The organism is Gracilibacillus sp. D59 (assembly GCF_052246695.1).
Lineage (GTDB): Bacteria > Bacillota > Bacilli > Bacillales > Amphibacillaceae > Gracilibacillus.
Genome location: NZ_JBQQCK010000001.1, coordinates 390569 through 415284 on the forward strand (window position 1 = coordinate 390569; position 24716 = coordinate 415284).

Genomic DNA, 24716 nt, shown 5'->3' on the forward strand with positions numbered 1-24716 from the left:
TTTTTGACACCTACTGATGGTTAATGAAACTTATCAGGGTGTTAGCCGTTAGCCCCCTCTTAGCTTCTTTGATTTACTAAGAACCTGAAGTGGGGGTTTTACGGACGATTAGCACCGTGATAAAGTAAGAACAGGCTTAATTAAAGTATAATTTCATCCTCTATTTTTGTATTTAAAAATAAAAGTCTTTTTTTGCACATTTCCGCTAAATGATAAAGTGATACTTCCATCAGTGGGGGTTACGGGCAATTAGCACCGTGATAAACAAAAAAATATCCCCGCTTCATTGTTAGTGAAACGGGGACTAGGATCGACTAAATTTAATAATTCCTTTTTTTCATTTCCTTTTTTGCTTCTTCTTGGGTAAAGGTTTCTTCAGAAGTAATAATCTTCATCGGTATCTCCTTACCTTTTTTTAATTCTTTAGCAGCTTGCATAATTTGTGGTCCCAACAACGGGTTACATTCCACAGTAAAATTTAATTTACCAGTGCTTAATGCTTTAAAAGCTTTATTGGTCGCATCTATTGAGATAATTTTGATATCACTCCCAGGTCGCAAACCATAATTCTCAATAGCTTCTATTGCTCCAATTGCCATATCATCATTGTGCGCATATACTATATCAATATCATTGCCGAACTGTTGTAACGCTTTTTCCATCATTTCTTTACCTTTTCCCAATGTGAAATCGCCTGACAATGAATCTATTATTTGAAGATTGTGATGGTTTTTTAACACTTCTTTAAACCCTTGTTTTCTGTCTGTTGCTGGAGCTGAATTCTTTGTGCCTTCTAATTCAATAATATTAACTGAATCCTTACTTGATTTCATTTGATCTACTACCCATTGCGCAGCTCTTCTTCCTTCTTCAACAAAATCTGATCCAATAAAAGAAGTCCATAATGAATCATCTTTAACCTTTATTTCTCTATCAGACAAGATGACAGGTATTCCCGCATCTTTTGCTTCCTGTAATACTTCTTCCCATCCGTGTTCAACCATAGGCGAAAATCCAATAACGTCTACCCCTTGTTGGATAAATCCCCTAATGATTTCTATTTGTTTTGCTTGATTATTATTAGCATTTTTTATTAGTAAATTGACATTTTCACGCTCAGCTGCCTTTATAATAGAATCTGTATTCGCTGTTCTCCAAGCACTTTCACTCCCTACTTGTGCAAACCCTAGTGTTACTTTCTCATCATTTTTTGAATGATTATTTAACACATTTTTCTTAAGATAAAAGTCATCCACATTTTGAGAAGATACTTCATGATTTCTTAATATTATTTTTTTAGGAATTTCTGTATCTTCCGCTAGAATACGAATAGCGTATTGTATTGCTTGTTTACCACCTGTAGGAGTTATAAAAGTTGTATCTATTTTCTTTTGTTTTACAAGTTGAAGTCCTCCATTTGGCTTATCTACTCCATCACTACCTATTATTTTAATTTGACCAAAATCTAACGACTGAAGCGCTCTATACACCCCTAAAGCCATCGCATCATTGTGGGCATATATTAGATCGGGTTTCTCATGACTATTTTTTAATAATGCCTTTAATTTATCTTCTGCTTTATCTCGTTGCCAATTAGCAACAACAGTGTTTACAATTTTAATATTTTTCGTTTGATTTATTTTTTCTCTAAAGCCACGACTTCTTTCTTCTGCTTGAACTGCACTCGTTAAGCCTTGCACTTCAACTACTTTCCCACCTTGATCTCCTAACAATTTTTTAGTGGCTTCGGCAGCCATTTCACCAATTAAATAATGGTCAGTGCCAATATAAAGTGTATAGTTATAGCCTTCCACACCTCTACCTAATACAATTACTGGAATTTCATTATAGACATTCGATATAACTGGTGTCATTTCTATTGAATCCTCAACAGATACAATTAATAAATCAATATCATATCCTTTTAAAGTATTAATATCATCAATTTGCTGTTGTGTACTTTGCGCTGCGTCCGTGTAAATAACTCTTAAATTAGGATGTTTGGAAGCTTCCTCTCGTAATTCTTCATTCATTAAAATTTGCCAAGGTTCCTGTAGATTAGGTTGTGAAACACCAATAACATAATCTACTTCCGGCTCTGAATTAGAATTCGATTGATACATTTCATAAGTTATAAACATTACTAAACCTACCATAAGCGTTCCAAACGCTATGATAGTTGTGACACTTCTTTTATTCATGTATTTTTTCCCCTGTACGATATACAGTTGGTGAGATCCCAACCACTTTTTTAAAGGCGTTGCAAAAATAATGTTGTGTACTATAACCGACCATTTCCGCAACTTCATATATTTTTAAATATGGATCCCTCATTAAGGTTAACGCTTTATTAATTCGCACATTTGTAAGATATTGAATAAATGAGACACCAAGTTCATTTTTAATTTGTTTACTTAAGTACGTAGGATTTACTTGTACATAACTAGCAACCTGTTGTAATGAAATAGATTGACTATAATAGTGTTGATCAATATAATTTTTCGCCAATGCGACAATGGGTGTCATTCTATTAGCTGATTTTAAATCACTTATTATTTTTTTATATTCATTAGGAAAATCCAAAAAGGAAGTTAATACGCATTCCCGACTAGTCACAACTTTTCCTAGAAACCGCTCTAATTCTAATACTATTTTTCGATTGATATCGAATAAAGTTTCTGTATCTATCATTGGTAACAATAAGACAACATGACCAGATTGATCCTCGAACATTTCTTTTGATTGATAGCCACTTAAGAGATCACTAATAATATTTTTTATTGAAAAACTTAATAGAACATCACTCCAATTTTGTTCCATACTTCCAATGTTAATTTCCTTTACAATCTTAAACACCGATAATCCAGTGCTTTTCGATAAATGGATATCAAGTAACTGTGCATGTTTTTTTATTTCGTCCTCTTGATAGTGTTCAAGACTCCAACTTAATAGAAATTTTTCCTTCAGAAGTTGTTTATTGCCTTCTAATTGTTTTTCACGAAGCCTATTCATAGATTTTCTTTTCAAAATGTCAATAGCATTCTCAACCGCCCGCTTTAATTCCGGCTTTTTTACTGGTTTTAATATATAATCTATTGTTCCCATTTTTATTGCTTTCTGAGCATAAATGAACTCATTATAACCTGAAATAACGATAAAAACCGCATCCGGCAATATTGATCGTAATTTTTCCATTAGTTCTAAGCCATTTAAAAACGGCATATTGATATCGATAAAAAGAATATCCGGCCTCAATTCGATAGCTTTATTTAGCGCTTCTTCTCCATCTTCAGCTTCACCTATCACATTTATTGAATAAGTTTCCCACTCTAATGATTTTTTCAGCCCTCTTCTAATAATACTTTCATCTTCAGCAATAAATAATTTCCACATTAATTAACACCCCTTGAAAATAAAGTGAGACTTCCATCAATGGGGGTTTTTAACCCCACTGATGGTTAGTGAAACTTATCAGGGTATTAGCGTCCGTTATCTTCTTTGATTTACTCGAATCGTGAGGTTTTTACGGACGATTAGCACCATGATAAATTAGAATAACTTAAGAGGAAGGATTGCAATAATTGTTGTACCTTTTTCATATTCACTATACACTTTAAGACCATAGTCAGTTCCGTATGATAATTTGATTCTTTCATTAACGTTGAACAAACCATACCCTTTAGAATCATTAGAATCCATTTCCTTTAAATAATTATTAATCTCTCGCAATTTATCGCTTTTGATCCCAATTCCAGTATCATGAACTGTAAATAAAAGCTTATCATCTTGAGTATCCATATTAATTAGAATCTTCCCTTTGCCTCTCTTATTTCTTATTCCATGATAGATTGCATTTTCTACCAAGGGCTGTAATATAAGTTTTAAGACTTGATAATCTTTCAAACTCTCATTCATGTTTATCTCATACTCTAACTTTGATTCGTATCTTGTCATCTGTATAATAAGATAGCTTTTAACATGTTCCACTTCTTCTTCTACTGTGATAAATTCCTTGCCTTTATTTAATCCAATTCGGAAAAGTGTTGTTAGCGCATTCACTAGTTCCGTTATCTTTGTGGCATTATATTCGTCAGCCATCCATTGAATAGTATCTAGCGTATTATATAGAAAATGTGGTTTAATTTGTGCTTGTAAGATTTCTAATTCGGCTTCTCGCTTGCTTCTTTGTTCTTTATATACTAATTCAATTAAACGTTCAATTTCATCAATCATTTTATTGTAACTCTTACCTAATTGTCCTATTTCATCTGTGTATTTGGAATGAAATCGTAAATCAAACCTTCCTTCTTCTACATTTCCCATCAATGTTTTCAATTTATTTACTGGTTTTGTTATCATACTTGCAAAAAACAATGAACATATAGAACCAACCAGCAAAGTAATTAAAGCGATTACAAAAGTAAGCTTTTGAACTTCAGAAACTACTTTTGTCGTTTCATCTAAAGAAAAAACTCCTGCTACTTTCCACCCGATTTCAGATATAGTGTTGTGAATTATTTGATAATTATTCCCTTTAATAGTGCGTTCAATCGGTGAGGGGCTTTCATTCTGTAACCAACTTGGATGGATTCGATAAACAATATCATTTACAGGTGCATATACAACTTTACCGCTCTCATCAGTAATAAAAACAAAACCACTTTTCCCTAACTTTATAGATTCAATGATATTTTTGATGAAATCTAATTTTAAGTCTATTAAGATAACACCCATTACTTCATTTGTAGTAGGATCTTCATATGCCTTTACAAGTGTGAGTACATTATTTACTTGATAATTGGAATCGTTTTTTATATTTCTACCAATCGGATTGCTAATTAGATGGGTTTTCTCAGGAGTCTTTATTGTCTCTATATACCAGGGTTCCTTTGTGAGTGGATCTCTTGAAATACGTGAGATTTCATTACTTATAAACCTATCATGCTTGTTGAGGACTAAAATTCCCGCAATCTCAGGATGTCTATTTTTGTAAATTCGCATTTTGTTCTTTATTAAGTGTTCTTTGTAACTATTACTTTCCTGTTCCAGCATGAACTCTTTTACTGATTCTTCTTGCGAAAGGTAAAACATGATATTTTCGTTTTCTTCAATCCGTGTTTTTATATTGCTCCATACTTGATTAATCATTTGATCAGTATGCATATTTGCTTCTTCTTCTAGTGAATCTTTATAAATATTTCCGCCAAAAAAACTCAATGTAGATACACATAGTATGATAATTATAAAAAAATAAAATAAGAGCTTAAATCTAATACTTTTGTTATTAAAATATAATACTACTTTTTTTACATTGATTGTTCTTCCCCCTTAGTAAAATTCTTAGTTAAACTCATTATTCATTATTAAGAAATTTTTATCAAGAGGAATAAAAATCGAGATTGAAAATACAATCTCGATTTTTAGCTTCATTTAATACTTGCGATCTGGTAAGGCTGCCTCTGCTGCTTCTGCACCGACAAACACTGATTCTTCTGTTTTAATCCATCTTTCAATTTCCTTACCTTCCATTAAATCTTTTGCTGCTTGTGCAAGCTGTGGACCTAACAATGGATTACATTCTACAATAATGTTTGATTTCCCTGCAATTACTGCCTCAAATATATCTTTAATTCCATCTACAGATACAATTTTTATATCTTCCCCAGGTTTTAAACCATATTCTTCAATGGCTTGAATTGCTCCTAATGCCATGTCATCATTATGAGCATAAACCGCATCAATATTTTCTCCATCTGATTTTAAGAACGCTTCCATAACCTCTTTACCTTTTGATCTTGTAAAGTCACCAGTTTGCGATTTAATAATGTTATAATTATCATTTTCATCAATAATATTTGCAAAACCTTCCATACGGTCATTTGCTGCACTGGCTCCTACAGTCCCTTGAAGTTCTACAATGTTCGTTTCTACGTCCTCACCAATAAGGTTAATTAATTCTTTTGCTGCATTCTCACCTTCAAGTATAAAATCTGATCCTATAAAGCTTGTGTACAATGATTCATCTTCTACTTTAATACGACGGTCTAACAAAATTACGGGAATATCTGCTTCTTTTGCCTCCTTTAGAACCGTTTCCCACCCAGATTCTACTACAGGAGCTAATGCTATTATATCTACTTGTTGAGCAATGAAACTTCTGAGTGCCTTGATTTGGTTTTCTTGTTTTTGTTGAGCATCAGAGAATTTCAATTCAAACTGTGGATCATTTTCTAATGTATCTTTAATAGATTGAGTCTCGGCCGTTCTCCATCCACTCTCTGCACCAATTTGTGAAAAACCAACCACAATAGGTTCAGAAGAAGCTTCATTTTCTTCACTTACTTCATTATCACCATTTGAAACTTCCTCACCATTATTGTCCGTCTCATTGTTTTCACCAATTGAGTTTGTATTTTCTGTATTACATGCTGATAGAATCAATACTAATGATAAAGCAGTAACCAAAAATAAAAAAATACGTTTCATACTTTTCATGTTACTCTCCCCTTTATATAATTTTGACACTTCTTCATGATAAAAGGGATCTCAATAAAAGTATTTACAATAATGCTTGTTTATTTATAAATTTCCAACTTAATAATAATATGAAAATCGCAGCATGCAAAAACGGAATCATTACACTACTTCACAACCGAACAATATAAGGTGATCCTTTCATCAGTGGGGGTTTCACGGACGAATTGCCCGTGATAACAAACACCAACTCCCCTGATCACCTCTACTGAGAAGCAATCAGGGATAGCACATTTTACCATGTCCTTTTTTTATTTTTTTATGTACTCTTCTAAGATTGATCTGAAGTCACAAAGCTGATTCTCGGACGTAACATTTAAACGTTGTGACTGCTCCTAAAACGATCAGCTGGCAATCCTGTTGTATTGGTTTTGACCAAGAATAGGCTGCCGGACAACGGGAGTTTTTCCAATTCCTCGTCTGTCATCCCCACTCTTGCAGTTGTGATGTATAGTGTGTCAAAACCTTTTCCACCGAAAGTACAGGAGGTGACATTTAGGGCCGGTACTTCTACCGTTGACAAAACTTCCCCTGTTTCCGGATTCCACCTACTTACTTTACCACCACCCCATCCAGCGATCCAGAGCATGCCATCCGTATCAATCGTCATACCGTCAGGAAAACCGTATGCTTCAGGGAATTGAAAGGCAACACGCTGATTCGAAATAGTTCCCGTTTCCAAATCATAATCGAATATATAAATATTTCTAGTAGGAGTATCGATAAAATACATTCTATTAAATTTCATATCCCATGCCATACCATTGGAAGTTCGTAATCCAGATAACTTTTTCTTAACTTCAAGCTTATCATCCAAGCAGTACAAAGCACCTTCTGGATCATTGTCATTCTTTTGCATCGTTCCTGCCCAAAACCTTCCAGCAGGATCCACCTTTCCATCATTGAATCGATTGTCAGGTTTGTCTACTTCTGGATCATGTATTGAGGTCAATTGTTCTGTTACAGTATCATAGAAAAAAAAACCATTTTCCGCCGCCAAAACTAATCGTCCATCTTCTGCCACAATAACTGCTCCGACAAACTGACCGATTTGAAACGTGTCGTTCTGATTCGTTTCCGGATCGAATCGGTGAATGACCTTTCCTGAAATATCTGTCCAGTACAAAATTTGATTCCTTTCATCCCAACATGGTCCTTCACCAAGTAATGCTTTAATCTCGTAAGCTACTTCTGCTTTCATTACTTTTCCTCCCTCTTAATCACATTCATATTATTCATACTATACCAGATTGTTTAAGCGTTTTCTGTAGCTACTATTATTATAATGCGGAAAATATTCTATCTGTATGGAGATACTATATTGACAAAGTTAAGCAATGTTGAGATCAAGCGTTTTATAGAAATTTTCCCTTTCTTAAAAATAAGCACCAAAATACAGATGCGCAACATCAAAATAGTACTTAAAAGACATTTAAGTACTAAAACCAGAAAGCACACGAAGCAATGTTGGTACTTAAAGTCAGTGTAAGTACCAAAATGAAACCCAATAGCATAAAGTGTAAACATTATAGACTATGTGGAGCAGGAACTAAATCAACCGCCATTATTAATGCTTCTAATAAAGAGCGTTCATCAGCTTTATTTTTACCTGCAATATCAAATGCTGTGCCATGATCGACCGAAGTACGAATGACATTATTTTTTAAACCAACAGTAATATTAACACCCTTTTCCAAACCCATTACTTTAACTGGAATATGCCCCTGATCATGGTAACAAGCAACTACAATATCAAAATCCCCTCGAACAGCCCGGTAAAATAATGTATCAGCTGGATAGGGTCCTGTTACATTCATATTTTCCTTATTAGTCTTCTGAATCGCTGGCACTAGCTTTTCCTCTTCCTCTCCATTTCCAAATAAGCCGTTCTCTCCAGCATGAGGATTTATACCACACACAGCAATTTTCACGTCTCGATGACCAGCTCTAGCAAACGTATCATAAGCTAACTTAATAACCTTATAGGTTCTTTCAGGCGTAATCTGCTCAATCGCGTCATGAAGACCCACATGAGTAGTAAGGTGAATAACCTTTAGCTTTGGTGTAGCTAACATCATCGAAAAATCATCCGTGTCTGTCAGCTCAGCTAATATTTCTGTATGCCCTGGATAAGTATGCCCACCTTTATGTAGTGCTTCTTTATTTAATGGCGCAGTACAAATAGCATCTATTTCCTTTACAAGTGACAATTGCACTGCTTTTTCAATAAAGGAATAGGCTGCATGACCTGCTTCTGCAGAAACTTGTCCGTAAGGTAGATCAATTGGCAATAGATCTACATCCAAGCAATCTATTACGCCATATTTATATAAACCTTGACTTGGATTCTCCACCACATTAAATTGTAATGAAGAATCTATATAAGCCGCTTCTCTTTTTAAAATTTTCACATCTCCTATCACTAACGGCTTTGCCAACTTATACACATCGTTATTTTTCAGTACTTTTATTATAATCTCGGGTCCAACACCTGCTGCATCTCCCATTGTTATACCTATAATTGGACGCACTATCCATTCACTCCCTTCAAGTAATCAATTGCATTTTCTAATGCATTTACCTTTCCGAATCCTCCTGCTTTCGTTATCGTTATTAAATCTGATCCTTTCCACCTAATGACACCAACTGGGATCCCCTCTTCTAACTGACTCACTAAACGAAGTTCTGCTATACCTAAAGATAAACATACTTGCCTAGCTGTATCTCCACCAGTTAAGACTAAACCAGCGCATTCATTATGTTCCAGCACATTTGCAGTAATGACTCCTAACGATTGAGAAATCTTGTCACTGATCATAGTTGAAGTTAACCCATATTTTTTACCTATTTCCCTTGCTTGAGCAATTTCTCGTTTGTTACCAGCAGCATATACTACAATACTTTTATATGTAGATAAGGAAGCAAGTACATCATCTGTCACCCTTTGCAACTCCGCTAGACAAGTAGCTTCGTTTTCAACTACTAAGTGGGAGTGAAGTTGGATACCTTTATTTTCTTGGCTAGATAACAATCTATCAAACTGTTCCCTCGTTTTCTGATTAACGCTCCCAATCACCGTCAAGATAGTACCGTTCTCAACTTGTTTATGCAAATGTGGTGGAACACTTCTTCTTTCAATTAGGCAGCTTATCGCATTCGCTAAGCCAGCACTGCCACACCATACTAAATGGAAATTGGAATAGTAGATAAAAGAAACGATTTTCTCTAAATCACTCTGTTCATTAGAATCAAACAAGATGTAAGTAATATTCTTTTCCTTCCATTTCTCAAGCTTGTTAAGAATATGAGCTTTTCCTTTTTCTAAATCCCTTTTATTTACTAAACCAACTTCCTGTTGTATATCTCGCTGTAAAATGTATGGTATAAAGGAAGTGGAGATCGGTGTTTTCGGATCTGAAGCAAATTCCGTAAGATGCAACGGACTATTTTGTACATACATCTTGCCATCTTCCACTATTCTTTCATTCTCCGGGTATGCAGGTGCTATGATAACGAAATCAGGTGTAAAAACATCCGTAACGGCATTTAATTCTACGCCGATATTCCCTCTCAGTGTAGAATCTATTTTCTTATACACCATCTCAAAAGGTTGAGCATGAATAAGTTGTGAGGCAGCTTTCACTCTAAGGTATGCTTCAGAGCTTGATATGGATCTACTATCAGTATCCAGTACAACCACCTCAGAATCTGATAATGGAAAATCATCTTGATTTATCAGTACAGAGGTTTTAAATCCATTTTTCGCAAACTGAACTCCTGTATCATTTGCACCCGATAAATCATCAGCAATAATTGCTATCTTCATATGTCACCTCCATATTTAATGTAGTAAAATAATTATTTTCAACTTATAATGTCAACGGTTACATTTTAACCCATTTTTAAAATAATTCGATGTTTTATTAAATACCTTATTAACCTTGTATACACATTAATACATTACTATCTAAACAAGAAAACTGGCTCTATTAAGCTATTTTTCAGCGCCCTTAAAGCTACTTAAGTTACACTCTACTCTACCAAAATCAAAGCAAGGCAACAACAATATTGACTCACCCTTTCTTCACATGTTACCATTAAGTCACATTATATACGTTACCTTTTGGTCACATTTATGGGAACACCACTATTGAAAGGATTTTTGTAATGGAAGAAGCATTTACTAGTGTATTTAAAGCATTAGGACATCCAATTAGAAGACAAATTCTTGATTTACTAAAGGAATCACCTAAAACAACTGGTGAACTAAATGAATGTTTCCCTAACGTTACAAGATATGCCATCATGAAACACCTGAATGTTTTGGAAGAAGGAAATTTGGTTTTAGTCAGACGTGAGGGGAAATATAAAATAAACTTTCTTAATGCCGTTCCACTTCAAGAGGTGTATAACCGATGGGTAGGAAAGTATATGAAACCCACCGCTAGTGCATTACTTAACTTAAAATCAACTGTAGAACAAAATGGAGGGACACAAACAATGACAACAAACAATAATGGTTTTAATATCGAGCAAGAAATATTTATGGCTGCACCACGGGAAGCAGTATTTAAAGCATTAACAGATAAAGTACAAGAATGGTGGGAGTTCCGCTTAGCCCCTGAAGGTAAAAAATCTCAATTCACATTTGAGCCAGTTCCGGGAGGACATTTTCTTGAAAAATGGGGAGAAAATGAAGGTGCCATTTGGGGAAAAGTTTATTATGTAAATGCTCCTGAAGAAATTCGTTTATTCGGACATCTTGGCATGCAAGGTGCAGTAAACAGTGCCTATACTTATCGTCTGATTGAAAAAGACGGTGGTACATTACTTCAACTATCCCACACAGCTTCAGGCATTCTTCAAGAAAATTGGGAAGAAGATCACACAAAAGGCTGGGAATATCTCCTTGGCACCTTACTAAAAAATTATGTAGAAAGAAAGTGAGACTATGATCAGTGGGGGTTTTGGCCCCTACTGATCATTAGCGAAACTTATCAGGGTGATAGTGTCTGTTTTCCATAACTTGTCCTTGTATTACTTGAAGCTTGAAGTGGGGTCTTACCAGACAGTTAGCACGAGATAAATAATCCCTGAATCTTTCTAAAAATCAGGAAGGAGGTTGGAGGAAGTCACAATGGTAGATATAGAAACAGAAATCACAATAAACCGTCCTATTGATGATGTATCAGCGTATGCTACAAACCCTGACAACGCCCCTGAATGGTATGAAAACATTCATTCAGCTGAGTGGAAAAATTCAAAGCCACTTCAGTTAGGTTCACAAATTGCATTCAAAGCTTGGTTTCTCAGAGGAGAGCTTGCATATGTTTATCAAATTACTGAATTAATCCCTGGTAGTAAACTTGTGATGAAAACTGCAAACGGACCTTTTCCAATGGAGACGATTTACACATGGCATTTTGTAGATGATAATCGTACTCAAATGGTGTTGAGAAACAAAGGCAAACCATCAGGGTTCTCGAAATTGTTCACACCATTTATGGGGATGATGATAAGACGAGCAAATAGGAAAGATTTACAGAGAATTAAGGAGATACTTGAGAAAAAGTAATATTGTATGGGGATTGTTCTCTTGTTCTGTTTTTATTTTAAATAGTATTGTCCAGCTTAGATTTTTGCAAAATAACTCTTAAGAATCAATATGAGCACCTTAATAATTTTGCCTAAACACAAACCAATCCTCACTAAATAATGAGCCACGCTTTTTTAGCGTGACTCTCTATTGAATTTACGAAAAAGGTCCCACTCTTCCAAATGGGCGGTTCCATTCGCTTTTGCTAGTAATTGGATGGCCTCCATACGGATAGAGTTCAAAATAAATGCATTGACAAAAGTAGACAATGCACCAACCCTTTAAGGTATATCCCGTAACGTGATTTTTATACCATTGCTCAAGTCCAGCAAGCGCGAGACATTGATTTCAACGAAAAATGAAAAGTTAACAAAACGATTAAAAAAAACTCAATTATGTTGCCAATAATTTTCCCCAACCTTGATCAGATTGAGGTAATCAGATGCAGTAGTCGAAATAGAGGCTAAGGATCCTGCAAATTCACTTGAGTGTGTGTTCAGAATCTATAGTATTACTGAATTAGTCTGAACTAATTCTTGTTAGGTATAGCCCAAATTAAGTATAGAATACCAGACCAATATGTTTCGATGTTTTTAATTTGAAGGTCTGAATGTTTAACTATCTTCCCTATATCTCGATTACAATGACAGCCAGCTATTTTTTTGTGTAAGGGATCAATAATTTTCTGTGTATAAGATAAAAAAAGGTTTGAACTAAGACCGTGTTCCATTAATAACACGGTACCATCTTCTCGACACCAGTCATTAAATTTATTCATTAATTCATGTGGTTTGGCATAACTACATAGTGAAAGGGTTGATACAATGCAATCGAAGGAGTTCGGTGCGAATGTTAAATGATCGACATCTTCCTCCAGAAATTCTGTATGGAAATGATAATTAGATGCCGATTGTTTCGCACTCTTTATCATCTCTGAGCTAAAATCTACTCCAGTAACTTGAACAGTTTCCTTTGTGTAGAAAGGGAAATTTGCCCCAGCCCCAACTCCGACTTCTAAAACATTGCCATATGCTTTTTTTATTAATTTCTTTCTCCATGGTAAGAGTGTTGCATTTTTGCGATTATTTTCATACATTTTCACCTGTTTATCAAACTTCTTGATTAGTTTTTCTTTTTTCATCCTTTCACTTCCTTTAAGTGACATTAAGTGAGTGTGGCCAGCAAATAAAGTGAGACTCACGATTCTTGAAGTGTGTACAAGGATGCCATTAACATTGCGGGATTCCTCTTGGCTAAATGACAGAATCCGACTTCTCACAGATCTTGGAATCCAAAATACTGTTTCGCCAACTGTTTGAATCTTGTCTCATCAATCTGTTCCTTTTTCGATTTCCCATGTTTCCATTGCGTGAAAGAAGTATTCGTTAATGTTATATTCCCATCACTTGTAAGTTGGGTAATCATTGGCGTTTTATTAAAAGGTGACTTTTGCGTGTGAACAATAATATTGCTTATTTCATCTAATTCAGTTACATTCCCCACTAGTCGTTGTGAATCAAAAGCATAACCTATTTGCCATTCCGTATGTTTATATTTTAATTTCATTTCGAGCACATAATCCCCATATTCACTTTGTAGCGCTCGAACTCGAAAATCCCCATTACGTGACGTAACAGTCTCACCATTTAACGGCACAGGCTTCAATGGCAAATTGCCACCAAATCCGGTGTCCAGCAAATAGTTATTGCCTTCATGTTCCAAAAGAATTGCTGCATGAGTTCTTCCCAGGTGAGACCAGTCCTTCTTTTCATTATTGTACACTTCTCCACGAATTAAAGTTACCTTACATCCATTGTCCACCAGAAAAAAATAAAGTAATGGATTTAACTCATAGCATAAACCACCTTCGTTTCGAACGAGTATTTTGTCCATTAAATTCTGTTTGGTTACAGCTTCCGTTTTGTTTGCTATAATACATAAATTTTCAAAAGGAAACGCAACTGCCGTTTTTTCAAGAATGTGATCTAGCGTCGTAAATGTGACTTTTTTGTTCTCTGGCATACCGATTTTTTCACGAAACAATGTGTTCAGCTCAGTCATTTTTTATTCCTCCTCTATGTATAATATTTTTCTACATAACGATCATTCATTTTATATGATTGTCTGCTTTGATAACTTCACTTGCCATGTTACCATTTAAACATTCCAATACACCATATGTATGTCTTGATGCTTAAGAAAAACCGAGCAAAACCCCGTGGAAAGGGAAGTGGGTAGCCGAAGCGGTTTTCTTGCACACGATAACTTTCATCATAAACAACATGATTAGTCAACTATATCTTTATTTATGACTCATTTTAAACGGGGATAGGATACCAAAATGCTGTGATACCAATGGTTATGCTTTCCTGCTTTATAAATAAAAACCATGTTTGCCTCTCTCTTCAGAAAGACAAGCATGGTTTTCTTGTTATTTCTCTTCCTTCAACTCTAAAGCAAGACCTAATTCGTCTTCAGAATCAAAATAAGCGTATTCCACATTTGCAAATGACTGTTTATAATTCATCGGCATACCCATATTTTCCATCAAGCTAATATGTTGTTGAAAATCCTTTACAAAGAAAGATAGAAAAAACACACCTGATCCATGCTTTGTATAATAGTCCCTAAATGGATTTTCTTCAATGGATATCGGCTCGATTAATTCTAAATAAATCGGTTCAGTATCTATTATAGCAATGCGAACTTCAGGTGGTAAAATTGCTTCACCTTTATACCAAGTATCAGGATGCTTGGTAGGATCATCATCTCGGCTAACTGTAAATACATTCGGTTCATCTATTCCAAATAATTTGGCATAAGCAGAGGCAGAAGCTTTAGCATCTTTTACAATAATACCGATCTTCACAATTTCTTTTGTTGATAGTGAATTCATAGTAACCTCCATGTCGAATTAATCTAGCTTAAGCACCATTCCATTAACCTTTTCATATCATTTTGAACATCCTGATGCTGCATGCCACTTTCTAAGTGCGCGGGTGCATAACATGCTACATGGCCATTTCCGTAACTTCGAGTCCATCCAGCAATTGATTCACCATCAACAGACTCTGACTTCAAAAAGATTTCTATTTCATCTCCATGTTTGATGAAATAATGTTCATCTTTAATTTGAAAAGCATCTTGTTTATCTTCGAAAAGAGGATGTGCTTGATAAAGATAAGTAACCATTTGGTGCTCATCAGGATGATATTGAAAAAATCCACCGAGCATGTTGATATATGGTTGATTGTTCTCGTAGCTTGCCATCCCTGAATGCCAGGCAAACCAACCTCCGCCATTCCTTACATATTCAGCAATAATTTCAGCATCGTCTTCTGATAACCAATATTCGATTACATCTTCATTCGGATTTAAACGATTTTCAGCACCTAATATGACGAGATCGGGGTTACTGCTTAGGTCTTTCACTAGATTTACACGATCAGAATAGGTCAGTTCAACATCATCCATATCCCCGACCACATCATTCAACGCCTTCTTCATTAACGCCTCATCATGGTAATAATCTCCTACTACCGCTAGTATATTCATAGTCAAACACACCTTTCTGTCAGATATCCATAGCACTACCATCCCTGTTAACGAAGGTAAATCGAGATTTCACTTCTTTTTTTCTTTCGGAAAGGTCAATAATCATTTCTGCTGTCTCAATCGGATCAAAAGGTGCTTTTTCACCTCCCATATCTGTTTTCATCCATCCAGGATGTATGGATAGCACTTGTACTTGCTCTTCCTTTAAATACTTGCTTAGTTTCTCAGATAACATATTTAAAGCTGCTTTTGAAATGCCGTAAGGGTAATCTCCAGCATATGCGTTAGTAAAACTGGCCGCTTCAGACGATATATTGAGTATAGAAGAGGATGTTCCTTTATTCATCAAAGGTAAAAAGTGTTTCACTATTCTCATTGGGCCTAACACATTAATATCAAAGGCAGTGGAGCATAATTCTATATCTAAATCCTCGATCGATTTTTCTCTTTCATTTAAAATGGCCGCATTATTGATCAGCACATCTAGCTTTTGACTATTGTCTCTTAACTTTTTTGCCGCTTCTTCCACGTCTTCTTCACTTTGAACATCCAATATCAAAATGGTTAAGGCCTCCGTATAGTTATCTTTCAATTCCTGTAAATGATCATTCTGTTGTTTCCTAGTCGTAGCAAATACTTGATGACCTCGTTTTAAGGCTTCTTCTGTTAAATGAAGTCCAAGACCTCGATTGGCACCTGTAATCAGGTATTTCATTTGCAACCTCCTCCTAATCATTCTCCAATAATTCCAGGATGACTTTTAATTGATCAAATGAATCCATATACGCGTAACGTCCACCTTCATATTCCCCCGTCTGTACAAGAGGCATATTTTGATTTTCCATATTGGCTATAATTTGCTTCATTCCATTGACCACAAATGCAATGTGATGGACACCTTCCCCATGGTTTTCTAGAAATTCCCTCCATGTACTAGGATGCTCATCCGGTTCGATTAATTCGAGCTGAATATTTCCCATTTCAAAGAAAGCTAGCTTAGCACGAGATTTGACAGGCTTTCCTTTATAATGAGTCTGTGCTTTATCAAATTCATCTGTCCAATCTACTGATGGTACGTCTACTCCAAAGAATTCAGCAAACGTTTTAGAAGTCTTTTCAATATCCTTCACAATAATTCCTATTTGTGCTACTACATCTGTTCCTAAAAGTGATTTTTTTTCCATTATAAAAATCCTCCTCGTATTATTTAAATGTATTAACTCCATCTTTTCGATAAAGAGAAAAAGATGGCTGTAATCGTTAAAGCAATTACTAATAGAATCCATGCCATTGCTGAAGCGTAGCCCATATTAAAATATTGAAAGGCGTTTCGATACAGATAGAGTGAATAAAACAATGTAGAGTTATCCGGACCCCCGTCTGTAATAATAAATGCTTCTGCAAAAGACTGGAATACACCAATCATTCCTGTGATGGCATTAAACAGGATGGCAGGTCTAAGCATGGGTAATGTAATTAGAAAGACTTTGTGTAACGCGTTTGCCCCATCGATAGATGCTGCTTCATAGAGGGATTGCGGAATATCACTTAATGCCGCCAAATATATTAAAATCATATTACCGGCCATCCAGGTCGCCATCAGGATAAATCCAGGTTTTGACCAAGTAGGACTTGAAAACCAGCCAGGACCCTCAATACCAAACAGACCTAAGAGAGAATTAACCACCCCCGAATCAGGCTGTAAAATCCAAATCCATAATATCGCTAACACTACAAATGGAACTAGAGTCGGAATAAAAAATACAACTCTAAAGAAAGAGATTCCTTTAATCCCTTTCGTATTCAATAAGATGGCAATGAAAATCGTCATAATCGTTGTAAAAGTTAATCCAATAAATATCATATACATCGTGTTTCCTAATACTTGGTAAAATAAATCATCCTCAAATAGCAAGCTACGATAATTATCGAATCCCACGAAAGTCGGTTCTGAAATTAGGTCGTATTGTGTAAACGAATAGTATAATGAACTGAATAACGGTATAGCCGTAAAACATGCAAATCCGATTATCCATGGAGAAATAAACAGTAAGCCGTTTCGCAAATTCCTTCTTTCCGTATTCATACGTTCAATCTCCCTTTTCAGTTGTATTTACCCTTTTGATCCTGTAAATGTGATACCTTCAATAAAATAGCGCTGTAAAAAGAAAAAGATGATAATGATCGGCAAGGTCATCGCTACCCCAACAGCCATCAACAATGTCCACCTTGGGTCATTCTGCGACATGATTTGTTGAACCCCTAACGACAATGTGTATAATTTATTGTCATTTAAAAAGATGAGTGGTCCAAGGAAATCTCTCCACGCCTCAATAAATTGAAAGATGACAACCGTTGCCAATACCGGCTTCGATAAAGGTAGAATGACTTTCCAATAAATCATCAATTCGTTTGCCCCATCCATCCGTGCTGATTCAGCCAATTCTTTGGGTATGCCCATAAAAAACTGACGCAGTAAAAAAATAAAGAAAGGGTTTCCAAAAAAGTGTGGCACAATTAATGGCAAGAATGTACCAACCCAATTGATTTCTTTAAATAATAAGAATAAAGGGACCATAATAACCTGAAAAGGTAACATTAATGTTGCCAGCACGATAATGAATACAGCATCTCTTCCCTTCCATTCAATCCGGGAAAATCCGTACGCAATTAATGAATTGGAAAAGACTGCTCCAACACATGTAAAAAAGACAATGATAATGGTATTTTTAAAATAAAGAAAAAATGGAAAAGAAGTAAAAGCTTCTTTGTAATTTGCCCAGTTGAGCGTTTCAGGGATCCATATTGGTGGGTCTGCAAACACTTCAGAGCTTGTTTTCAAGGAACCTGATAGTAGCCAAAAAAAAGGAACAATAAACACAAATGCAAAGACAAATAAAAACAGATAGACAGGCATCTTGCTCAAAAACTTTTGCAGATTCAGCCGATTTGAGATGGAAGATACCGCATTATCTGTCTCTCGGTTAGATAGAACAGGCATTTTCATAAAGGGTGACCTCCATTTTTGATTACAGCTGAATAACTGATTATTCAGCTGTAATCAGATGATCTTTATTTTTTATCTACAGCTTCTTGTAATTTTTTATCAGACTCTTTTAAAAGATCTGCCGGATCATTGTCGTTATAGATGACACTGTCTCGCAGGCTAATCAGTTCATCTCCCATTTCTCCAGCTATTGAAGTTAAAGCTGGATGCCCTGATTCTGGGGAAGCGGCAATTTCCAATACTGTATCGTAGATAGGGTCATTTTCCCACTCAATCGCATCTGATTTCTCCTTCCAGATGGAAATAGAGCGCCAAATGTTAATGTTTCCAGCCAATACTTCATCTGTATTTCCATACAAAGCAAAGTCAATAGCCGCCTGAGGATTTTTTGCTCCTTTTGGAACTAAGTAAACGTTCGTACCAAACACAGTAGATTTTTCTCTTCCTCCAGGAGGACTTGGAATTGGTGCTACTCGATATTCGGTATCTGGCGAATAAATTTTCAGGGCATTAGCAAACCAGTTTCCGGTAACCGTCATGGCAACTTTTCCAGTCATAAATGGATGATCGGGGGAGAAAGCGCCTCCAAAACCTGATGTGAAAGATTTTATTCTCTCAGGATCGTATTTTTGTGCATAAGTATCCATCCAATTATAGACATCAGCTATTGCTGGATCTTCTAGGGTCACTTCTTTTTTCTCTGAATCGAAATAGTTAGCTCCGAAAATCCACCCCCATAAATAGGGTTCTTCTCCTGCATCTAACCAAGGAATAAAGCCGAGTCTTTCGATATTGTCATTCTCAATTTTCGTTAAGGCTTCTGCCGCTGCATCTAGTTCTTCAATTGTTTGTGGAGGATTATCAGGATCCAACCCGGCTTCTTCGAACATTTCCACATTGTAGTAAAGCATATTCACATTTGAATCCTGTGGCAAAATGTAGGTTTTTCCGTCTGGCTGTTTCATTAAATCACGGAATCCCTCTAGAACATCCTCTTCATTAAAACCTGCATTCTCAAGGTATTTATCAATCGGTTCCAAAGCCCCTTGTGCCGCTAATCCATAGGCTAACTGGTAGCCATCTCCAGAAGTAACCACTAAATCAGGGGGATTTCCACCACTGATTGCAGATAATAGCTTTCCATTATCTAAACCACCATTAGGGGGGACATAGACAGCATTAATTTCTGTTCCTGTTTCTTCTTCATAATCGGCCATTCTGCCTTTATCCCACTTTTCAGAATCTCCTCCCCATGGATACCAATAAGTAAATGCTCCTTCACCATCGCCGTTACTGCTGTTGTTACTACTTTCATCTGAACTTGATGAACAACCAGTCATCCATAAAAATAACAAAGACATAATGACAACAAATAAATTCTTTCTTCTCATTTTATAAATTACCTCCCCTTAATTGGACCATTAAAAGACCGACAGTAACTTACATCTTCTGAAAAAGAATTCTTGGGTGAAGAGTGCTATACTTATTTTTTTGGGTTCCACCACCTCCTCAAGTTATTTCAACATTAGATTTTTCTACAGGATTCTCTTACAACGAGTTCCATATTGGTAAGCTTTGGTTCTTCTATCGTTTCATCGTTAATGCTTCTGATCACATCAAATGTTAAGTTTTGCATCATAGTATTGAAGTCCACCCTCATAGTAGTTAAAGCTGGCTTTTGAAACGGACTTAATAGATGGTCATCTACCCCGATAATGGAGATATCCTCAGGAACTTTTAATCCCATTTCACCAAGAGCTTTCATTGCACCAAAAGCCACACTATCATTTGAGGCAAAAATCGCAGTCGGAATATTGGTAGCGGACTGTATAATTTGCTTTGTTCCCTCATAGCCTGCTTTGGAATTAAAGTCCCCACCAGCAATCCAGTTTTCCCTAATTTGAAGTCCATGTTTTTTCATTGCTTCCTTGTAGCCCTCGAATCTTTTCATTCCGGAGAAGCGTTTCATATTTCCTGTTAAAATAGCGATATCTTTGTGATTCAATTCAATCAAGTGTTCCACTGCCACACTACTTCCATTTACATCATCAAAGTTATAGGTTAATAGATTAGGAGCATCAATATTTTTTTCATAATCGAAAAGTCCAATAATAAATCCTTCCGTGATTAATTCAGCGATTAACGGCTCCTGTAGATCAACACCGATAAAGATTCCTCCATCTACTCGTTTCTGATGGAAGATTTCTCTTATTTGTGTTTTGGCACCAGCTTCATTTATATCTCGAATAACAACTGTCAAAACATAATATCCAGCACTTGCAGCACTTTCAATCACTCTTGTAATCAAAAAGTTACTGGTGGAATCATTCGATATATTACCATCATCAACGATACATAACACAATTGTTCCTGTTTTCTTTCCTGCCATAACCTGCGCATGCAACTTCGGATAATAGTTATAATCTTTAATCACTCTTAATACCTTTTCTTTTGTTTCAGGAGGTACGTTATGGTAGTTGTTAATCACACGACTAACCGTACTTCTGGAAACACCTGCTAGCTTCGCAATTTCTGCACTATTGATTTTTGTCATATCAAGACACCTCTGTTTATACTTTTTGAAGTATATTATCGAAAATTATCATTTGTGAACACGTGTTTATTTTAGATTTCACTTTTGTTATGAACACGTGTTTATTTTGATGTTATAACAGATATATGTAAAAACAAATGTTGTAAACACGCGTTTATTTAAGCGGTTACATAGATGCTATAACAATTTTATTTTTTTGTCAACTCTCTTTTTATAATTTTATCCTCCCTTCCTAAGTCAGTCTCCTACTCCTTACACCATTCACAAAAAGCAAAAATTTTTTAGGAGAAAGACTCCAACTATTAAAAAAACTAGACAATAGGCTGCCCACTCCCCTGTTCGTGGGTTTTACCCTTCAGCTAACTTTTTCGAGCAAAAACCGCTCAAAAAAGTGGATATATCGATGGTAACCGAGTTCTCTGTCCATTTTGTAAGTTCCAATGTATTTGCCCGTGTTTGTTCCGGTGTATCTCATCATGCTTCACTCGTTTCCGGACATTTAATCCCTTATTTCCTTGTGAAATACTCTTTTTCCAGCGTTGATGGACATCTATTCCGCTATTTAGTCATTTGACTAGAAAAATGGTAAGATTTTGAGTTAATAACGGAACAGATGTCCGCGAACATATAAAAAACACCAATTTAAGCTAAAATAACGGAATAAATGTCCTGTCACTTTTTCATGCTTGGTCTATACAATAAAGATAGCATACCTAACAGACAGGTATGCCATCAAAAATATTCTTTATCTAAATAGATCTAATAAGCGATCCAAAAAGTTTTTCTCCTCTTTTGTTTCCTCTTGCTTCTGTTGGTGGGGGGTTTACGGACGATTAGCACCGTGATAAACATAATTATTTATTTGATTGCGGAGAGTCTGGATGTAACTGCATAAATTCAATTCGGTTACCATCTGGGTCTTTTATCCAACATTGCTGATTTAGATCCAAGCCTTGTTTTGGTTCCACATCTAATGTTAATCCTTTTCCTTTTAAATGATCTGCAATTTCAGTTATATCGTCTACTTCTAAGCATAAATGATTATAACCAATAGTCTCACTATCTATGTTTGTTGTTTTCTTTCCTCCATAAAACAATTCGATAAATTGCCCATCACAAACTTTTAGATAAATAATCCACGGCTCATTATCTTCGTTATGTAACTCAAACAGTTTTTCAAAACCCAAATGATCACAATAGAACTCTAACGATTCCTCCATATTTTGAACAGTAAACGCGGTGTGGCTTATACCTTTAATCATATTTATTCCTCCTCGTAATTACCTAAAGCTCAAATTTTGATATCGTTTTCACTATATTAACACACTACTCTCATTCCTAAAAAACTAAAGCACATTCATGGCTTAATCAATGTCGATACAGTTTCCGTATATATTTAAAATAAAAATATACTCAAATGACGGATCATCTCGTTTAGTCTGAAAAGGGGCTTTCACATTTGAAAACCATAATGATTTCACTAGATTCTCTACGAGCTAAAAGATTAGGATGCTACGGATATTCTAAACCTACAAGTCCTTATCTGGATCATATAGCCTCAGAAGGTGTACTTTTTGAAAATGCATTTGCATCTGATATACCAACTGAGGCAGCTCACACCTCGATTTTCACTGGAAAAGTAGGGCTACGCACGGGGATTGTTTCCCACGGGTCACAGTTAAACAACCTTTCTAAATCGACCGAGTGGCTCCCCACCATGTTACGCCAAGCAGGGATTACCACTGGAGCGGTAGATAACTTATACCAATTACAAGAATGGTTTGCGAGAGGGTTTCGCTACTATATTAATAGTGTCGGAAATAGAAGGTGGATAAAGGGAGAGAGGAGACTCTACTTATTATTTTTGGCGATCACGGGGAAAGTTTAACAGAACATGATATCTTTTGGGATCACTGCGGTCTTTATGATACAACTGTTCAAGTACCATTAATAATGAGATGGCCTAAACAAATACCACATGGAAAACGAGTGAAAGGATTAGTTCAACAAGTAGATATTATGCCTACATTATTCGATGCAATTAATAACAGTGACGAACCAATCGTTGAACCTCTATCCCTTCCAGAAAATATTGATGGCAAAAGTCTATGGCCATCTATTTTGGGAGAAGAGCGAGGGACACAATCTAAAATCTATTTAAGTGAATGTGCATGGCAAGCAGCAAGGGGGGGACGTACAGAGCAATACAAATTTATCCGCACAATGGACAGTGAACTGGAAGCAGCAGGGGACTTGGCAGTATAAAGAAATTTTTCCTTGGCAGTGTTAGTAACGGTATTGTTCAAAATGTGGAATGTCCTGTTTTAATCGTAAAATAGAAACTTTTAAGCGTTAAATCCCCCCCATCATTAATTGGTGGGGGTTATTTACTGCTTACTACATAAATGTCTGTAAAAAGGTTACAGGTTATCCCAAGTGAGAGGAGTGCCAGATTTCATATCATTTTTTACTTGTTTTCCTAATACTTTTTCATAGTATTTTGGAGACAAACCATATCCTGGTCTTATAACTCTTATGTTATCTTCTGTAAAAATGTCTCCTTTCTTCACATTTTTAGAAACGTATATAGAACGTCTAAATTGTAAAGAAGATTTTTCTTTGTTTGTTGGACCATATTGCACCTTACCTATCGCTTGCCATGCACGCTTAGTTTCCTCTACTAATGATTTCATTTCAGACGGTTCCATAGAAAAGGTAGAGTCCACACCACCGTCTTTTCTGTCTAATGTTAAATGTTTTTCAATGACAGTCGCTCCTAACGCTATACTTGCAACAGCAACACCCGTTCCTAAAGTATGATCTGATAAACCTACCTGTGTCTGAAATAGATCTATCATATGAGGAATCGTTGTAATATTCGTATTCTTCGGACTTGCTGGATATGTACTGGTGCATTTCAAGAGAATTAAGTCTCTACAGCCAGCCTCTCTTGCGGCTTTTACTGTTTCATCTAATTCAGCTGCAGTAGCCATGCCTGTAGATATAATCATTGGTTTACCCGTTGAGGCAACTTTTTTAATTAACGGTATATCATTATTTTCAAATGATGCAATTTTATAAAATGGTGTATTTAATGTTTCGAGAAAATCAACTGCTGTTTTATCAAACGGTGTACTAAAAGGAATGATTCCTATTTCACGTGCACGTCGAAAAATCGGTTCATGCCATTCCCATGGCGTATACGCTTCCTGATAGAGTTCATACAATGTTTTATTTTTCCAAGGACTTTTGGCATCGGTTATCACAAATTCATTTTTAGCCTCATTTAATGTCATCGTATCTGCGGTGTATGTTTGGATTTTAAGTGCATTTGCCCCTGTCTTCGCTACTGCATCTACTATTTTCAGTGCTTTGTCTAATGATTGATTATGATTACCAGACATTTCAGCAATAATAAATGGAGGATTACTTTTTCCTACTTGCTGCCCTCCCAAATATATTTCTCTCAC

General features: G+C 35.8%; 24 protein-coding genes. 5 read left to right on the forward strand and 19 right to left on the reverse strand.

Annotated features, from left to right (window positions below; translation table 11 throughout):
* Positions 1–320: 320 nt before the first annotated feature.
* The 7 genes from ACTWP4_RS01825 to ACTWP4_RS01855 form a co-directional block, all read right to left on the reverse strand.
* A complete protein-coding gene (locus tag ACTWP4_RS01825; RefSeq protein WP_443127049.1) occupies positions 321–2201 on the reverse strand; it encodes a substrate-binding domain-containing protein in 1881 nt (626 codons plus the stop codon).
* Positions 2194–3393, reverse strand: coding sequence for a response regulator transcription factor (locus tag ACTWP4_RS01830; RefSeq protein WP_443127050.1), 1200 nt, complete (start codon positions 3391–3393; stop codon positions 2194–2196). The genes ACTWP4_RS01825 and ACTWP4_RS01830 overlap by 8 nt, the downstream gene beginning before the upstream one ends.
* A 156-nt stretch (positions 3394–3549) precedes the next feature.
* A complete protein-coding gene (locus ACTWP4_RS01835) occupies positions 3550–5217 on the reverse strand; it encodes a cache domain-containing sensor histidine kinase (protein ID WP_443127051.1) in 1668 nt (555 codons plus the stop codon).
* A 213-nt stretch (positions 5218–5430) separates the two neighbouring features.
* Positions 5431–6495: an ABC transporter substrate-binding protein gene (locus ACTWP4_RS01840; RefSeq protein ID WP_443127052.1), complete on the reverse strand. Its 1065-nt coding sequence runs from the start codon at positions 6493–6495 to the stop codon at positions 5431–5433.
* 355 nt (positions 6496–6850) lie between these two features.
* A complete protein-coding gene (locus ACTWP4_RS01845) occupies positions 6851–7735 on the reverse strand; it encodes an SMP-30/gluconolactonase/LRE family protein (RefSeq protein ID WP_443127053.1) in 885 nt (294 codons plus the stop codon).
* Between the two features lie 325 nt (positions 7736–8060).
* The gene (pdxA, locus tag ACTWP4_RS01850) at positions 8061–9068 is read right to left on the reverse strand and encodes a 4-hydroxythreonine-4-phosphate dehydrogenase PdxA (protein WP_443127353.1); all 1008 of its coding nucleotides are present in this window, start codon (positions 9066–9068) and stop codon (positions 8061–8063) included.
* The gene (locus ACTWP4_RS01855) at positions 9065–10360 is read right to left on the reverse strand and encodes a four-carbon acid sugar kinase family protein (protein ID WP_443127054.1); all 1296 of its coding nucleotides are present in this window, start codon (positions 10358–10360) and stop codon (positions 9065–9067) included. The genes pdxA and ACTWP4_RS01855 overlap by 4 nt, the downstream gene beginning before the upstream one ends.
* A 341-nt stretch (positions 10361–10701) precedes the next feature.
* Between ACTWP4_RS01855 and ACTWP4_RS01860 the strand changes: the two genes are divergently transcribed.
* Both ACTWP4_RS01860 and ACTWP4_RS01865 read left to right on the forward strand, forming a co-directional pair.
* Positions 10702–11481 carry an SRPBCC domain-containing protein gene (locus tag ACTWP4_RS01860; RefSeq protein WP_443127055.1) on the forward strand — a complete coding sequence of 260 codons (780 nt, stop codon included), beginning with the start codon at positions 10702–10704 and terminating at the stop codon, positions 11479–11481.
* Between the two features lie 190 nt (positions 11482–11671).
* Positions 11672–12109: an SRPBCC family protein gene (locus ACTWP4_RS01865; RefSeq protein ID WP_443127056.1), complete on the forward strand. Its 438-nt coding sequence runs from the start codon at positions 11672–11674 to the stop codon at positions 12107–12109.
* 550 nt (positions 12110–12659) lie between these two features.
* On the opposite strand, the gene ACTWP4_RS01870 is transcribed toward ACTWP4_RS01865, so the two are convergent.
* The 11 genes from ACTWP4_RS01870 to ACTWP4_RS01920 all read right to left on the reverse strand — a co-directional run bounded on the left by ACTWP4_RS01870 (position 12660) and on the right by ACTWP4_RS01920 (position 22508).
* Positions 12660–13271, reverse strand: coding sequence for a class I SAM-dependent methyltransferase (locus tag ACTWP4_RS01870; RefSeq protein ID WP_443127057.1), 612 nt, complete (start codon positions 13269–13271; stop codon positions 12660–12662).
* Between the two features lie 134 nt (positions 13272–13405).
* Entirely contained in the window at positions 13406–14191 is a 786-nt protein-coding gene (locus ACTWP4_RS01875) for an arylamine N-acetyltransferase family protein (RefSeq protein WP_443127058.1), read from the reverse strand.
* A gap of 370 nt (positions 14192–14561) precedes the next feature.
* On the reverse strand, positions 14562–15026 hold the full coding sequence (locus ACTWP4_RS01880; RefSeq protein WP_443127059.1) for a VOC family protein: 465 nt from the start codon (positions 15024–15026) through the stop codon (positions 14562–14564).
* A gap of 23 nt (positions 15027–15049) precedes the next feature.
* The gene (locus tag ACTWP4_RS01885; protein ID WP_443127060.1) at positions 15050–15685 is read right to left on the reverse strand and encodes a ThuA domain-containing protein; all 636 of its coding nucleotides are present in this window, start codon (positions 15683–15685) and stop codon (positions 15050–15052) included.
* Positions 15686–15704: 19 nt separating this feature from the next.
* Positions 15705–16400 carry an SDR family oxidoreductase gene (locus tag ACTWP4_RS01890; RefSeq protein ID WP_443127061.1) on the reverse strand — a complete coding sequence of 232 codons (696 nt, stop codon included), beginning with the start codon at positions 16398–16400 and terminating at the stop codon, positions 15705–15707.
* Positions 16401–16413: 13 nt separating this feature from the next.
* Entirely contained in the window at positions 16414–16869 is a 456-nt protein-coding gene (locus ACTWP4_RS01895; RefSeq protein WP_443127062.1) for a VOC family protein, read from the reverse strand.
* A 32-nt stretch (positions 16870–16901) separates the two neighbouring features.
* Positions 16902–17771 (reverse strand): carbohydrate ABC transporter permease, encoded by an 870-nt coding sequence (locus ACTWP4_RS01900; RefSeq protein WP_443127063.1) that lies wholly within the window; start codon positions 17769–17771, stop codon positions 16902–16904.
* 27 nt (positions 17772–17798) lie between these two features.
* A complete protein-coding gene (locus tag ACTWP4_RS01905) occupies positions 17799–18692 on the reverse strand; it encodes a carbohydrate ABC transporter permease (protein ID WP_443127064.1) in 894 nt (297 codons plus the stop codon).
* Between the two features lie 65 nt (positions 18693–18757).
* Positions 18758–20083, reverse strand: a complete 1326-nt coding sequence (locus ACTWP4_RS01910) for an ABC transporter substrate-binding protein (RefSeq protein WP_443127065.1) — start codon at positions 20081–20083, stop codon at positions 18758–18760.
* A gap of 134 nt (positions 20084–20217) precedes the next feature.
* Positions 20218–21246 carry a LacI family DNA-binding transcriptional regulator gene (locus tag ACTWP4_RS01915; protein WP_443127066.1) on the reverse strand — a complete coding sequence of 343 codons (1029 nt, stop codon included), beginning with the start codon at positions 21244–21246 and terminating at the stop codon, positions 20218–20220.
* Positions 21247–22100: 854 nt separating this feature from the next.
* The gene (locus ACTWP4_RS01920) at positions 22101–22508 is read right to left on the reverse strand and encodes a VOC family protein (RefSeq protein ID WP_443127067.1); all 408 of its coding nucleotides are present in this window, start codon (positions 22506–22508) and stop codon (positions 22101–22103) included.
* 197 nt (positions 22509–22705) lie between these two features.
* On the opposite strand from ACTWP4_RS01920, the gene ACTWP4_RS01925 reads away from it, so the two are divergent.
* From ACTWP4_RS01925 to ACTWP4_RS01935, 3 genes are read left to right on the forward strand one after another with little or no spacing between them, the layout of a single operon-like run.
* Positions 22706–23134 (forward strand): sulfatase-like hydrolase/transferase, encoded by a 429-nt coding sequence (locus ACTWP4_RS01925; protein ID WP_443127068.1) that lies wholly within the window; start codon positions 22706–22708, stop codon positions 23132–23134.
* Entirely contained in the window at positions 23074–23511 is a 438-nt protein-coding gene (locus ACTWP4_RS01930; RefSeq protein WP_443127069.1) for a sulfatase/phosphatase domain-containing protein, read from the forward strand. Before ACTWP4_RS01925 ends, ACTWP4_RS01930 begins: the two co-directional genes overlap by 61 nt.
* On the forward strand, positions 23508–23585 hold the full coding sequence (locus ACTWP4_RS01935) for a universal stress protein (RefSeq protein ID WP_443127354.1): 78 nt from the start codon (positions 23508–23510) through the stop codon (positions 23583–23585). Before ACTWP4_RS01930 ends, ACTWP4_RS01935 begins: the two co-directional genes overlap by 4 nt.
* A gap of 81 nt (positions 23586–23666) precedes the next feature.
* Here ACTWP4_RS01935 and pseI read toward each other — a convergent pair whose 3' ends face one another.
* A complete protein-coding gene (gene pseI / locus ACTWP4_RS01940) occupies positions 23667–24716 on the reverse strand; it encodes a pseudaminic acid synthase (RefSeq protein ID WP_443127070.1) in 1050 nt (349 codons plus the stop codon).